The sequence below is a fragment of the Bacteriovorax sp. Seq25_V genome, from assembly GCF_000447795.1.
Lineage (GTDB): Bacteria > Bdellovibrionota > Bacteriovoracia > Bacteriovoracales > Bacteriovoracaceae > Halobacteriovorax_A.
The window spans coordinates 105,777-121,105 of record NZ_AUNI01000021.1; the positions used below are offsets into that span (position 1 = coordinate 105,777).

Below are 15,329 nucleotides of genomic sequence, written 5' to 3' on the forward strand. Positions count from 1 at the left end.
ATAGTCCACTAAAATATTGAAATTGCTAAAAAATTACTTACCAATACAGAAATTGCTGAAAATATTCGAAAGGATATCATCTGGAGAGATAATGCCAATTAACTCACTGATTTTATTACCTAATATTCTACTTTCAGCAGAAATAATGGCAATATCTCCTAAGTTATTGATATTACTTGTAAAAACATCATAACTATCTGATATTTCGTTTATTACTTGACGGTGACGATCAACTACTATTGGGTCCTGCGACTTTAATAAAGAAAATTTGGCACGAATCTCATCACTAATCTTTGGTCCTATAGAACCAGTAGAACCATTTTCACTAGCTGGTCCTATAGAACCAGAAATGATTTTTTTAATTAGTGGTTCTATAGAACCACTTTCTAAAAGTGCCCCCATAGGACCAAAATCATATAAGAAATCTTCTTTTACACTCAGAAAAAAAACATTTCTTGATTGTGGAAGAACTCTCAAGCTATCAGTATTTATCGGCTTCTCGAGCTTATCACAATGATTAAAAATAATAGCATCGAAAATAGTTTCTTCAGAAAAAGAGAAATTGAATTCCGAAATTTTAGTAATATCAAGAAGCAGAATTTTGTAAAAAGCATTATCTAAAATTGAGACGGCCCTACGAATCCCCTCCTCCTCAATTGTGTCAGAAGTAATTCTAAGACCAGCAGTATCAATTAATTTATAAGTATTATTTTCGATTTCAATATACTCAGTAATAAAATCGCGAGTGGTTCCTGCGATATCAGAAACAATAGCTCTATTATCATCAAGTAAAAGATTAAATAGAGAACTCTTTCCAGAATTCGGCTCTCCAACAAGAATGATATCAGGAGACATAAATGCTTTTTTTGAAACATTGGCAGATTTTTTGAGATGTGCAATTTCTTTACCCAATTTTTTAGTTGAGTCTTGTAGTAGGGCAATACTCTGCTCCTCCCCTACATCCTCAGCGAAATCGATATTAATCTCAATAGCCGACTTCAATTTTAAAAAAGATTGGTAAAGATTTTGATAGCGACGATATAGATCCCCATTTAAAAGCTGAAATCCTTGTTCTAGCATAAGGCCAGATGAGGCATTTAAAAGTGTATCAAGACCTTCAACCTGAGCAAGGGTCAGCTTCTTATTTAGCAAGGCCCTATACGTAAATTCTCCATTTTTAGCCATTCGAAATAAACCGGAGCTAACAAAGCATGAAATAATACGTTTAATATTTAAAACATTACCGTGTGCTGAGATTTCAAGAATATTCTCGCCGTTATAAGAGTTGGGCCCCTTAAAATAAGTAACGACAACTTCATCAAGTACGGTATTTTCATAATACAATTTACAGAATTTTGCGGTGTTCGGTTGTAGTTTTGAAATATCGAAATTGAAGAAATCTTTGAGATATGTGAGTTCTGGGAATCCAGATAATCGAATCAAACCTATCGCTGTGTTTTCGGAAACTCCAGAGGAACAAGCAACAATAGGTTTATCATCGAAATTAAAGATCATATTAGTCTATAGTTTTATAAACAAGTAACTGCTGTCCAATACCTAGTAGGTTTGAAACACAGAAGTATAAGTTAAGACCAGCTGGTAGATCTTTCATAATGAAACAAAATACAAGTGGCATGATATACATAATCTTTTGTTGATTAGGATCAGCAGTTGTTGATGGGTTTAGCTTAGTTTGCATAAGCATTGTAATCCCCATTAAAACTGGAAGCACATAATATGGATCCTTCATACTAAGGTCAGTAATCCATAAGATAAATGGAGCATTAACAAGATCTACAGAGTTATTAATCGCTTGGTAAAAAGCAATAAAGATTGGAACCTGAAGAAGCATTGGAAGACAACCACCAAGAGGGTTAGCACCGGCTCTTTTGAAAAGCTCCATTGTTTCTTTTTGCATTCTCTGTGGATCATCCTTAAACTTTTCTTTAAGCTTAGCAATTTCTGGTTGAACAGTTTGCATTTTCTTCATTGATTTAAAAGATTTAAACTGAAGAGGGAAAGTTAAAAAACGAATAATAAAAGTAAGGATGATAATCGCTAAACCAAAGTTACCAACATAGTTATAGATATATTGCATACCTTTCAAAATCGGCACAGCAAGGACAGAGAACAGTCCAAAGTCAATAGATAGATCTAACTGATCTTTAAATGAAGAAAGATAGTCATAATTTTTTAAAGAGTAAATGAAGTAACCTTCTAATGTATTAGTAGGTTCAATCGTTCTTAAAACAAAATAACCACTCTCTTTTACTGCAAATTTAGAAACTAACTTCTCAGAAAATACCTGTGCAAATAAATGATGATTGAAATCTAACCCAACCCATTTAGTTTTCCCTTCTCCATCATCATCAGATCCTACGTTTATACGTTGAGTATCAGTAGTGTTAATTAGAAATTGTCTTCCAACTCCACTAGCTTGACTTTTTTCAGAAGACTGCATTGAAAAGGCATAATTAGAAGCTGTATTACCTTCAATTTTATAAAATAAACGACCATCATCTTTTAAATCAAAAGTAACTTTAAGCCCTAAATGTTCATCGTAACCTGCAATAGTTGAAGACATCGCAATCTCTTCAAACTTTAAACTAATATTTTCAAGTTGGTTTTTAGAATTGACCACTAAAAGCCTGAAAAAGTTTTCTTCGTCAGATAATTCGTTCAGTGCAATCCCAGTCTGGTTCCCTTTTGCTGAAGCGAAAGAGAAATCTGAATTAACGGTGAATGCATAATCACCATTGATAAGATTTACACTTGTAACTTCAGTCAGCTGAGTTGGAACTTCTTGTGCTTTACTTTCGTTGTTAATAACAGAAGTTGTTTTTTGTTCAGATACTGGACGTGAAATATTGTTATCACTAATAACTTTTTCTTCTATCGCCTTGTCCGTCTTTGGCATAAAAAAAGCATTCCAAGCAAACAGGATTAAACCTGAAATAGTAAATGCTAGAACCGTTCTTTTTTGGTCATTATTCATTAATTACTCCATATAGAAAAATATCTCTAATCAATACCATGCTGTATTTGAGTTGTTAATCTTTTAAAGTCTTATTTTAGAAAATGAAAACTCGAGAGATGACTGCAGATCTTTCAACGGATCCTCAGACTGTTTAAATAAACGTGGTGAAACAAGAATGAGATAATCAATCCCAGTTTCTTTATATTCGGAACAACGATAAAACTCACGTATCAGACGCTTGCATTTATTACGATCATGAGCCTTACCAACTTTTTTAGTTACAGTAATGCCTATCCTACTATTCACAGAATTTAATTTTGATTTTTTGAAATAGACCCTTAACCATTTAGTGTTAAAGTATTTCGCATTTTTTTTGAGGTGACCAAAGTCGGAGGCTGACAATAAGCGATGAAATTTTTCAAAGCCATTGTCAGCTTTATTCATGACTTATTTTTTACCTGTAGAAACAGTTAGTGACTTACGTCCTTTAGCTCTTCTAGCATTAACAACTTTACGTCCGTTAGCTGTAGACATTCTCTTAAGGAATCCGTGTACTCTAAGTCTCTTTTTCTTTTTTGGTTGCCAAGTTCTCTTCTTCGCCATTTTCAACCTACCTATTTAAATTACAGTTTGAATAAAATGTTTTATTAGAAGCATACTTTTATACTCTCTGGCCCATTAGGTCAATCAGGAAAATATATATTTCATATAAACGACTAATTTTTTTGGCCATGCACAAGAAACATATTTTTTTGTATGGCCACCTTTTTTGGGCCATGTTACATAAATGCTCCACACACACGAAGAACACACAATTTGGAGAACATAAAGATGCAAGGAAACTTTCCTTTTAGCCAATTCTTGAAATCAGGCAACAGTATCAATAATTTCGACCACTTAAGCAATATTCCAGTTTCCACTCCTACCAATAATCAAGAGCTTATTGGCGACTTTGACGTGGAAGAAATCGAAATGATGAACCAAGAGATTCACAAGGTTCTACAAAACTCTGTAACTACTCAAAAATACACAGCTTTTTTTGAAGGTTCATTCAATTTAAAGACTATCAATCAAGGAACAGCCATTTTCACTGTTCCTACTCAATTTATTAAGTCAATGGTTGAAAAGAATCTTCCACAGATCTCAGAGTCAATTTTTTCAATTCTAGGCAAGCAATATCAAATAGATATAAGCGTTGAGGGAACAGCAGATCAACAAACTGCCCCTATAGAACCGCCAAAGGCAAGATCTGCAGCTGAAGTCTCATTCAAGCTAGATCTTGAGCCAAAGAAAGAAGACCTACTCTCTAAAGTAGAAAGTAAATATATTGACCACATCAACCCTGAACACACGGGAATTCTAATCGACCCCGTGAAGAAGTTCACAAATTTTGTTGTTGGACCATCAAATAATATGGCCTACGCGGCAGCCCTAGCGATCGCAAAACATCCAGGTAAAGCAGGGAAATATCCATCCTTATATATCCACAGTAATTCAGGGCTTGGTAAAACTCACCTACTCCATGCAATTGCTAATGGAGCGAAGGAGAATTATCCGCATTTCATCATTTGTCTTATTACAGCTAGAGATTTTATGAGAGAGATGATCGATGCAATTAAAGCAGAACAATTACACGAATTCAGAAAGAAGTATTCTGAGAAAGTTGATATCTTAATGATCGATGACGTTCATGAGTTAAAAGGACGTGAAGGAACTCAAAGAGAATTCTTTCATATCTTTAATGAGCTATACAATAAAGGTAAGCAGCTTATCTTTACGTCTGATAAGACTCCACAGGAGATTAATGGACTTGAAGAACGCATTAGAACAAGGTTGCAATGGGGTCTTGTTGTAGACATCCAAAAACCAGATTTTGAGACTCGTACGGCCATCATTAAAACGAAAGCTGACGAACTCGACCTATTTTTGTCTGATGACATTATTAATCTTATCGCTTGTAACGTTAAAAATAGTATCAGAGAGCTTGAAGGATCATTAATTAAGCTATCAGCATATACAGACATCATGAAGGTCGATATCGACATTGAAATGGTTAAAGATGTACTTGCATTGAAAGAACATGAAGACGAAAGAAAGGTAACACTAGAAATCGTTGCAAAAACTACATCACATCATTTCAGAATACCAATTGCTGATCTCAAGTCTAAATCGCGTACCAAAGATATTGCCAACGCAAGATTCATTGCGATGTACCTTTCTCGTAAGATTGTTGGTGCTACCCATGAAGAAATTGGAAAATTCTATGGTGGACGTGATCATAGCTCTGTTGTTCACGCGGAACAAAAAATTACAAAACAATTAAGCAGTGACTCACAACTCTCAAGAGACGTGATGACAATTGAAAATTCACTGTAAAATACCTGATAAATTCACATAACAATTTAATAAACCTGACTAGTCACGGCCCTGTTAACGCAGGGCCTTTTTATTTTCCACGGCCAATAGAAAGTTATCAACAAAAATGACTAGTCAATGTGAATAATATTTTCTTATAATTACAGAGACTTAGTGTATATATCAAGAAATTATCACCGGCCGTGGATAAAATATAATTAACGGCCTCAACATGTGAATAGAAAAGTTATCAACAAGTGGATAAAATGTTGGGCCATGACTAGTCAAAATAGACAAAAAGACGACATTGAAAAGAATCGAATAAATATTAACTATTGGCCGTGAATAACTATCTTAAAAACGTCAATAATTGTTCAAAAACTTTTAATATACGCATGATGCAAAAAGTTAGAAAATAGTTTACAACGGCCGTCAACATAGGCCAAAATTTGATAAAGCAATACCACAAGGGTGTTTAAGGCTTTTAAACTTATCCACAAAGTAATATATATAATAATATAAATATATATATAAAGAGAAAGAGAGTAAGAGCCTTGCTTACTTGAAAAAAGAAATATAAAAACTACTAAGATTATTTGAACGTATAGGAATTGAAATGCAGATAACGGTACAATCTGAAAATTTAAGAGATGCACTTGGTAAGATACTTACTGTAGTAGATAAAAGAAATTCACGTCCAATATTAACATACACACTATTCACTGTTAGTAATGATAAAATATATTTATCAGCAACAGATCTTGAAGTATCAGCAAAATATTCTCTAAACGCAAAAACAGATGGGAATGCTAGCTTCTGTATTAATTCAAAAAACTTATTTGATATATTAAAAGAACTTCCTAACACAGATATCCACATCACGTTGGAAGATGGTGAAAATCTCCTAAAAATAAATTGCAATGATATTCATTACTCACTTCTAATTTATGAAAGTGAAGAGTATCCAAAACTACATTTTGGAACTGAGAATACTTTTGAAATTAATTCAGACAAACTATTAGATCTAATTAATAAAACTTCATATGCAATCTCGAACGATGAAACAAGACTTCACTTCAATGGAATCTACCTACAAGAAGTTGAATCAAAACTGAGAGCAGTAGCAACTGATGGACATAGACTTTCACTAATTGAATTAGATCTAGCTGAACAAAATAACGAAGCACTTGTTAATGGAATTATTATTCCTAAGAAAGGTGTATTTGAATTAAAGAAAGTTGCTGAATCATATCCAGATCAAACATTAAGAATTTCACTTGATGAATCTTACATGTATATCGAAGCAAAAGAAGAGTACCATATTGGTATTAGATTAATTGCTAGAGAATATCCAAAATACCAATCAGTAATTCCAGGTAAGACGACATTCACATTAACAGCTGACAAAGAAGCTATCTTTAATGCTGTTAAGAGAATTAAAATTATGTCGAATGAAAAGTCTAACGGTATTAAAGTTTTAATCAAAGATAACTCACTAACAGTTATGGCAAACCACCCATCACTTGGTGATGCAAGAGAGACAATTCCAGTAGATTACGAAGGTAAAGAAATGGAAATTGGATTTAATGCAAAATACTTAATGGATTCATTTTCAATTTTAGATTCTGAAGACATTATCCTTGAATTAAATAACGAACTAAGTCCTGTATTAGTAAGATCAAATAATTTACAGAATTATCTTGGTATTATTATGCCACTTAGAATTTGATGACTAATTTAAAAATTAAAAAACTACAGGTTACTAACTTTAGAAACCTTGAATCACAGATAATTTCCTTCTCTCCAAAAATTAATTGCATCCTTGGGGAGAATGGAAATGGTAAAACAAATATCTTAGAAGCTTTATTTGTTCTTACATATCGAAAGTCATTTCGTAAAAACACAAGTTTTCCACAATTCCTCGGTATAGACGGTGATAAGCCTGAAATATATTTTAACTCTGTTTTTGAAGAAAACACTCAAGGCAAGTTATTAACATATTCGGGTAAGATGGACATCAATGGTTCAGCTTGGTTTATGAATAACGAACCAACTAAAAAGAAAATTGGCGCAGAGATAGTATTTATCAATCCATTTGATTCATATTCATTTAATAATATACCAGCATTTAGAAGAAAATTTTTTGATGACCATTTATCGATAATTGATAGTGCGTATAAAACAGTATTGAATAAGTACAATTCTGCATTGAGATTTAGAAACACTCTTCTCTCTAAGAAGCCATCAAATTATGTTGAACAAATTAGAGTCATCGATAGACAAATGGCCTCTTATTCTTGCGAGCTCACAACTAAGAGAATTTCGTTTATAAACGATCTCGTTCCACTGTGCGAAGAAATTTATCGCACGATTTTTTCAGAAGAACATGAATTAAAAATAAATTTAGATTCTCGCTTCATTGGATTTAGCGAAGATAAAATATATGACTATATGCAATCAAGACTTCCAAAGGACGATGTAGTCGGTCATACGACGTATCAAGTTCATAAAGATGACTATGTGCTTCTTTTTGACGGATTAAATTCTTATGAATTTTGTTCTTTAGGCCAACAAAAGATGTCTTATTTGAGCCTGTTATTTGCCTATATAGAGCTATTTAGGGTAAGATTTAGCACCTACCCTATTGTACTAATTGACGACGTCTCTGGTGAGCTTGATAGGGTTAGATGGTCTCGACTAATTGAGTTTCTTGAGATGAGAGATTTTCAAGTTTTAATTACGACGGCCAATGAAAAATTTAGGGAAGAATTAGAAAAAATAGAGGGTTCCAATAAGATATATATCGAAGGTGGAACCATACTTTAAAAAATTAGGAGAATCCTTTTGGAAAATCAAACAGGTTCAATTGGGAAAGTTGGCGAAACGTATGACGCTAGTCAGATTAGCGTTCTTGAAGGTTTAGAAGCGGTAAGAAAAAGACCAGGTATGTATATTGGGGATACATCGAAAAGAGGTCTACACCACTGTGTTTATGAAATTGTTGATAACGCTGTTGATGAAGCATTAGCAGGTTACTGTAGCGATATTAAAGTAATTATTCACGTTGATAACTCTGTTACTGTTGTTGATGATGGTAGAGGGATTCCAACAGATATTCACCCGAAGGAAGGAATTTCTGCAGCTGAGCTTGTTTATACAAAGCTTCACGCTGGTGGAAAATTTAACGAAGAAGGTGGAGCATATAAAGTTTCAGGTGGTCTACACGGTGTAGGTGCTGCGGTAGTAAACGCACTATCTCAATGGGTAAAAGTTGAAATTAAAAAACATGGAAAACTTCACCAAGTTGAATTTGCTCATGGTGTAGCAAAGTATCCTCTAAAAGAAACAGGTGTTCTTGAAAATCCAAAGGAAACAGGAACTACGGTAACGTTTAAACCTGATAACCAAATTTTTGAAGTACACGAGTTTAATTACGATACACTTGCAAATCGTTTTAGAGAAATGGCCTACCTTAATAAAGGTTTAAAGATTTCTTTAAAAGACGAAAGAAATGATAAGAAAGAAGTTTTCCACGCAGAAGGTGGTTTAACTGAATTCGTAACATACTTAAACAGAGCAAAAACTCCTGTTCATAAAGACCCAATTTATATTTCAGAATCAAGAGAAGACTACGAAGTTGAAATTGCTATGCAGTGGACAGATTCTTATGCAGAAGTTTTATCTGGATATGCGAACGCGATTACTACGCCAGGTGGTGGTACGCATATCTCTGGATTTAAAACTGCACTAACAAGAGTTTTAAATCAATATGCAAAAGAAACAAATTTACTTAAAGGTTTAAAAGTCAGTTTAACTGGTGATGATATGAGAGAGGGGTTAACAGCAATTATTTCTGTTAAGCTTCCAGAACTTCAATTCGAAGGGCAGACAAAAGATAAGCTTGGAAACTCTGAAGTTGAAGGTATTGTAAATTCACTTGTTGGTGATGGTCTTAAGAGATTTTTAGAAGAAAATCCAAACACAGCTAAAACTATCGTTCGTAAGTCAGTAGACGCTGCAGCTGCTAGAGATGCTGCGAGAAGAGCGAGAGAATTAACAAGAAGAAAGTCAGCACTTGATATCGGTGGTCTTCCTGGAAAGATGGCAGACTGTCAGGAAAAAGATCCAGCGAAATGCGAAATCTATATCGTTGAGGGTGACTCTGCGGGTGGATCTGCAAAACAAGGTAGAGATAGAAAGTATCAAGCAGTACTTCCTCTAAAAGGGAAAATTCTAAACGTTGAAAAAGCACGTTATGACAAAATGCTTGGTAATGCTGAGATTAAAACAATTGTACAGGCACTTGGAACAGGTGTTGGAAAAGGTAACTTTGATATCGCAAGACTTCGTTACCATAAAATCGTTATTATGACAGATGCCGACGTCGATGGTTCTCACATTAGAACACTTCTACTAACTCTTCTTTATAGACAATTCCCAGAGCTAATTGAGCATGGTTATATCTATATTGCTCAGCCACCTTTATACAAATACAAAAAAGGAAGAAAAGAGTCTTACTTAAAAGATGAGAAGGCGCTTGAGTCTTTCCTTGTAACAAACTCAGTATCTGAAGGTGAAATTAAAGTTGATGGAAATGTTATTGATCCAGAAGCTGCAAGAAATATCGTTAATAAAAACTTAGTTTATAAGAAGACACTTCAGTCTTACGATATTCACTTTGATTCATACCTTCTAAAAAATATTGTTGAAGAAGGAAAATTAACTAGCGATCTATTGAAAGATAAAGCAGCACTTCAAGCTCATCTTGATCATATGACTGACTACTTTAAGAAAAAAGAAAATGAAACTCTTAGAGGATACAGTTTTGTAATTGAAGAGGATAAAGAACACGGAACAAACTCTGTACGTATTCAAGTTAAGACAACTGCAAGAACAAAAAACTTTAAGCTAAATGCATATTTCTTAGATTCTCCAGAATACGCAGGTATTGTTAATACTTTCGAAGGTATTAAATCTGTAATGAACTCTAAGTTTCATATTGCAACAGACAAAGGTGTTAAAGACTTTGATGACCTAGATGGATTTGCAACTTTTGCAATTGAAGATGCTAAACAAGGTGCCTATATCCAACGTTACAAGGGTCTTGGAGAAATGAACCCAGAACAACTTTGGGAAACAACAATGAATCCAGAAAATAGAACACTTCTACAAGTTAGAATTGAAGATACTATTGAAGCGGATTCAGTATTCTCTGTTCTTATGGGTGACCAAGTAGAACCAAGAAGACAGTTTGTTGAAGAAAATGCACTTAATGCTAGAAACCTAGACGTTTAATTTTAAGGAAGAGATATGACAGACGAAACAAATAATTCAGAACATAATCACGGGAATATTCAAAATATTAATATTCGCGATGAGATGAAAAGTTGTTACCTCGATTACGCAATGTCGGTAATCGTTGGTCGTGCACTACCAGATGTTAGAGATGGACTTAAGCCAGTTCACAGAAGATCTCTATTTGCAATGCACTCACTTGGAAACTATCACAACAAGCCATACCTAAAATCTGCGCGTGTTGTTGGTGACGTTATCGGTAAGTATCACCCACACGGTGACTCTGCAGTTTATAATACAATCGTTCGTTTAGCACAGGACTTCTCGATGAGATATCCTCTTGTTGATGGTCAAGGAAACTTTGGTTCAATCGACGGTGATAGTGCGGCGGCGATGAGGTATACAGAAATTCGTATGAAGAGAATGGCGGAAGAACTTCTGCGTGATCTTGATAAGGAAACTGTTGATTGGCAACCAAACTATGATGACTCTTTAAAAGAGCCAAAAGTTTTACCAACTAAAATTCCAAACCTTTTAATTAATGGTTCGTCAGGGATTGCCGTTGGTATGGCGACTAATATTCCTCCACATAATCTTTCTGAAGTTATGAAAGCTCTTATTGCTCTAACTGATAATAGAGCACTAACAATTAATGAGCTTATGGAATTTATTCCTGGTCCAGACTTCCCTACTGCTGGTGCGATCCACGGGACTGAAGGTATTAGATCAGCTTTCCATACAGGAAAGGGTGTAATTCAAATCCGTGCAAAAATGGATGTTGAAACACATGGTAAATCTCAAGATAGAGAAAGAATTGTTATTACTGAACTTCCATACCAAGTTAACAAGGCAAAGCTAATTGAAAAAATTGCAGAGCTAGTTAACGGGAAAACACTGGAAGGTATTTCTGATATTAGAGATGAGTCTTCACGTGAAGGTATTCGTGTTGCTATTGACCTTAAAAAAGGTGAAATCGCTACAGTAATTATCAATAAACTATATAAGATGACTCCGCTTCAATCTTCGTTTGGTATCATCTTCCTATCTATTGTTAATGGATCACCAAAAGTTCTAAATCTAAAAGAACAACTTGAGTGTTTCATTGATCACAGAAGAGAAGTTGTTATTCGAAGAACAGTTTTCGAACTTAAGAAAGCAAAAGAAAAAGCACATATCTTAGAAGGTTTAAAAGTTGCAGTTGAAAATATCGACGCAATTGTTGAAATGATTAAAAAATCTGAAGGTCCAGCTGAAGCAAAAGCGAAGTTAATGTCTGGATACAGCTTATCTGAAATTCAAGCGCAAGCTATTTTAGATATGAGACTTCAACGTCTAACAGGTCTTGAAAGAGATAAGATTATTGCTGACTACGAAGCGATCATGAATGAGATTGCTCGTTTAGAAGCTATTCTTAACAGTGAAGACCTTATTAGAGGAATCATCAAAACAGAATTCGAAGAGGTTTTAGAAAAATATGGTGATGAAAGAAGAACTGAAATTGTTGCTAAAGCTGATGAAATTCAACTTGAAGACCTCGTTAAGGAAGAAGAGACTATTGTTACTATCACGCATAAGGGATACATTAAGAGAATGGCCATAGACACTTACAAAGCGCAAAAGCGTGGAGGTAAAGGTGTTAAAGGTGCAGTTAATGATGATGACTTCTTTACGAATATCTTCACTGCAAATACTCACGATACAATGTACTTCTTCACATCGCGTGGACAAGTGTTCTCTAAGAAAGTTTACAACGTACCTGAAGGAACAAGAACTTCTAAAGGTAGAAATATTGCAAACCTTATCCAGATTCCTGGTGGCGATAAGATCAATGAGATTATCTGTGTTCCAAAAGATGCAGACTTCTCTAAATTATACCTGATCTTCGCAACTAAGCAGGGTCTAGTTAAGAGAACATCTCTTGAAGATTATAAGAACATCAAACAAAGCGGTCTGATTGCGATTAAACTTCAAGATGGAGATTCAATTGCTAACGTTAGAATTTCTGACGGAACTAAAGATGTACTTCTTTGTGCTTCAACAGGAAAGATCATTAGATTTGATGAGAATGATGCAAGACCAATGGGACGTGTTTCTCAAGGTGTAAAAGGTATCAATATCGATGATAATGAAACAATTGTTGGTATGGAGCTAATTGATGATAACGTTGAAATTCTTTCAGTAACTGAAAATGGTTACGGTAAGAGAACAATCTCTAGTGAGTACAGAAAGCAAACTCGTGGTGGTAAAGGTATCCTCGCGATGAGACTTACTGAGAAAAACGGAGACATCATCCAAATTAAACCTGTAACAGATAAAGATGATCTAATGATCATTACAAATAAAGGTCAGGTTATTAGAACTAAGATCGCTGGTATTTCACTTATGGGTAGAACTACTCAAGGTGTAAGAATCATCAATCTCAAAGGTGACGAAAAAGTTGTTGCAGTTGAGAAGATGATGGAATCAGATTCAGACGACGATGATTCAGCAGACGAATAAAATATTTAGGGCCGCAAATCTTGCGGCCTTACTTTTGCTTAGCTTTCTAAGTTCATGTGACTTCACTCCAAGAATCCACAGACAAATTCTTATTGCACAAAATTACATCACAGCGGGCGATTACGAAAAAGCCGTAAGACAATACCAGGAAATTCTAGAAGAGGTTCCACCAAAAGATATTAAAATTAAAATCTATTATCAGCTTGGTGAACTCTATGCAATTTCCCTAGGGCAGTACGATAAAGGTATTACTTATTACGATCAAATTAGAAACTTAACGACAGAACCGATTTGGTTAGTAAAGACTGGTGAACGTATTGGTGATATCGCATTTACCTATATTCGCGACTACGCAAAATCAGAGAAAGTTTATGAGGAACTCTCAAACTTTCGTCCAAAACTAAATAACTACGATCTCTATGAATATCGTCATGCCGCTGCTCTTGTTGAACAAAATAAAACAGACAAAGCTATGAAAGCACTACTACCTATTCAGAGTAATCCAAATCATAAATTTAATAGTGAATCATTTTTTCTACAGGGTATGCTTCACTTTAATAATAAAGATTGGCAAAAATCAATCAACTATCTACGCGAATATATCAAGCGTGAAAAAAGAAAAGATAAAATCGTTAATGCAAAGTATATTATGGCGAACGCTTACGAAACAATGGAGCGTTTGAAAACAGCGTATAATATTTATTATTCAATCTTAGGTGATTACCCAAATACGAAAGTATTGAAAGAGCGACTAAAAAGTGTTTATGAAAGACGAGTAGCGAGGCGACGCTAATGTTTGATAGAAAATGGCTTAAGCCTATGGCCCTCGCGATGAGCCTGCCCTCAAGTGCACTTGTCACAGCTTGGGTGCTTTGGACATTAGTTGAGAAGAATATCATTTCTAAAAATGTCGCCATTGTGTTACTCATGGTGATAATTTTAAACATACTTATATCAATGGTTGTCTATGCAGTTAGAAATAACAAAAAAAATTAATTTCAAAAAATTTTTTACGATTTCAATCATTCCTACCGTGCTATGTTTCGCACTAGCAAAAAGTTTCTCTGAAGTTATAGCAATATCTGTTGTTTATATAGCAACTGTCATCTACTTGTTCATGTTTGCTGAGGCCATTTATCTGCTCACAAATATGTATAAAGAGGGAGAACGTAACGCACCGAAAGGAAAAGTTGCAATTTTATTTGTTGGAAAGCTCGTAATTTTAATTTCTGCGTTAATATTTGGTGTACAAATTATGGGAAGTAGGATAATTATTCCTGTAATAAATTATATTATTCAAATCTTTGTGCTTGGCGTAAGTACAAATAAAAACGATAAAGGATCGAAAGAATGAAAATGACTAGATTTCTAGCCTTATTCTTAACTTCAGTCTTCTCTGTAAATGCTTTTGCAGCAGGTGGATTCACTTGGGTAACTACAGCATTACATGCTCTTCACTTAGATCATTTAACACACTCTTGGCACATCATGACTCTTGGTCTTGTTGGACTAATTTTAGTAATCGTTGGATTACTTTATAGAGTTAAAATTTCTAAGTTAAATGTTGAGCAAAGAGTAATTCCTGAAAAAGGAATCACTTTAAGAAACCTTGTAGAGCTTTACGGTAACTTCATCTACGCACAATGTAGAGCAGTTCTTGGAGAGCACGATGCACCAAAGTATTTTAAATTTGTTGCATTTCTTTTCATCACAATTTTTATTTCAAACGTAATTGGATTAATTCCAGGATTCTTACCTCCAACAGAAGTAATTACTACGACTCTTGCTCTTGGTGTAATGTCTTTCATTTACTACAACATCAAAGGTTGTAAAGAACTTGGAACAATCAACTACCTTAAGCACTTTGCTGGTCCACTTTGGTACATGGCAATTTTAATTTTTCCAATTGAAATTTTATCGAACATGATTAGACCACTTTCTCTTGCTCTACGTTTAAGAGGAAATATGATGGGTGACCACCACGTTCTAACAACATTCTTAAACCTAAATATTCTAGGTGTTAATGTTGGAGCATTTGGTGCTGCTCTTCCATTTTATGTATTAGGTCTGCTTGTTTGTTTTATTCAGGCATATGTATTTACGATGTTATCAATGGTTTATATTAGTTTGGCGACGGCTCACCACGATCATGGTGAAGACCACGCTCATCACTAAGATAAACTTAAACTTATAAGGAGAATTT

Annotated in this window: 13 protein-coding genes; 9 read left to right on the forward strand and 4 right to left on the reverse strand. The window is 34.5% G+C overall.

Annotated elements, in window-relative coordinates; genetic code table 11:
• Positions 1–33 precede the first annotated feature (33 nt).
• The 4 genes from M900_RS15240 to rpmH all read right to left on the reverse strand — a co-directional run bounded on the left by M900_RS15240 (position 34) and on the right by rpmH (position 3,580).
• A complete protein-coding gene (locus M900_RS15240) occupies positions 34–1,515 on the reverse strand; it encodes a tRNA modification GTPase (RefSeq protein ID WP_021275889.1) in 1,482 nt (493 codons plus the stop codon).
• Between the two features lies 1 nt (position 1,516).
• On the reverse strand, positions 1,517–2,995 hold the full coding sequence (gene yidC, locus M900_RS17435; RefSeq protein ID WP_021275822.1) for a membrane protein insertase YidC: 1,479 nt from the start codon (positions 2,993–2,995) through the stop codon (positions 1,517–1,519).
• 63 nt (positions 2,996–3,058) lie between these two features.
• Complete coding sequence (gene rnpA / locus M900_RS15250) at positions 3,059–3,421, reverse strand: ribonuclease P protein component (RefSeq protein WP_021276063.1); 363 nt, start codon at positions 3,419–3,421, stop codon at positions 3,059–3,061.
• A 3-nt stretch (positions 3,422–3,424) separates the two neighbouring features.
• On the reverse strand, positions 3,425–3,580 hold the full coding sequence (gene rpmH / locus M900_RS15255; protein WP_021275892.1) for a 50S ribosomal protein L34: 156 nt from the start codon (positions 3,578–3,580) through the stop codon (positions 3,425–3,427).
• A gap of 228 nt (positions 3,581–3,808) precedes the next feature.
• Between rpmH and dnaA the strand changes: the two genes are divergently transcribed.
• The 9 genes from dnaA to atpB all read left to right on the forward strand — a co-directional run bounded on the left by dnaA (position 3,809) and on the right by atpB (position 15,301).
• Positions 3,809–5,353: a chromosomal replication initiator protein DnaA gene (gene dnaA, locus M900_RS15260; RefSeq protein WP_021275814.1), complete on the forward strand. Its 1,545-nt coding sequence runs from the start codon at positions 3,809–3,811 to the stop codon at positions 5,351–5,353.
• A 595-nt stretch (positions 5,354–5,948) separates the two neighbouring features.
• The gene (gene dnaN / locus M900_RS15265) at positions 5,949–7,061 is read left to right on the forward strand and encodes a DNA polymerase III subunit beta (RefSeq protein ID WP_021275698.1); all 1,113 of its coding nucleotides are present in this window, start codon (positions 5,949–5,951) and stop codon (positions 7,059–7,061) included.
• On the forward strand, positions 7,061–8,158 hold the full coding sequence (locus tag M900_RS15270; protein WP_021276017.1) for a DNA replication/repair protein RecF: 1,098 nt from the start codon (positions 7,061–7,063) through the stop codon (positions 8,156–8,158). The genes dnaN and M900_RS15270 overlap by 1 nt, the downstream gene beginning before the upstream one ends.
• A gap of 18 nt (positions 8,159–8,176) precedes the next feature.
• On the forward strand, positions 8,177–10,627 hold the full coding sequence (gyrB, locus tag M900_RS15275) for a DNA topoisomerase (ATP-hydrolyzing) subunit B (protein ID WP_021275829.1): 2,451 nt from the start codon (positions 8,177–8,179) through the stop codon (positions 10,625–10,627).
• Between the two features lie 15 nt (positions 10,628–10,642).
• The gene (gene gyrA / locus M900_RS15280) at positions 10,643–13,126 is read left to right on the forward strand and encodes a DNA gyrase subunit A (RefSeq protein WP_021275956.1); all 2,484 of its coding nucleotides are present in this window, start codon (positions 10,643–10,645) and stop codon (positions 13,124–13,126) included.
• A complete protein-coding gene (locus M900_RS15285; RefSeq protein WP_021275846.1) occupies positions 13,107–13,919 on the forward strand; it encodes a lipopolysaccharide assembly protein LapB in 813 nt (270 codons plus the stop codon). The genes gyrA and M900_RS15285 overlap by 20 nt, the downstream gene beginning before the upstream one ends.
• Positions 13,919–14,122, forward strand: coding sequence for a hypothetical protein (locus tag M900_RS15290; protein WP_021275740.1), 204 nt, complete (start codon positions 13,919–13,921; stop codon positions 14,120–14,122). Before M900_RS15285 ends, M900_RS15290 begins: the two co-directional genes overlap by 1 nt.
• Complete coding sequence (locus M900_RS15295) at positions 14,094–14,480, forward strand: hypothetical protein (RefSeq protein WP_034733055.1); 387 nt, start codon at positions 14,094–14,096, stop codon at positions 14,478–14,480. The genes M900_RS15290 and M900_RS15295 overlap by 29 nt, the downstream gene beginning before the upstream one ends.
• A gap of 2 nt (positions 14,481–14,482) precedes the next feature.
• Positions 14,483–15,301 carry a F0F1 ATP synthase subunit A gene (gene atpB / locus M900_RS15300; RefSeq protein WP_198296035.1) on the forward strand — a complete coding sequence of 273 codons (819 nt, stop codon included), beginning with the start codon at positions 14,483–14,485 and terminating at the stop codon, positions 15,299–15,301.
• The last annotated feature ends 28 nt before the right edge of the window (positions 15,302–15,329 follow it).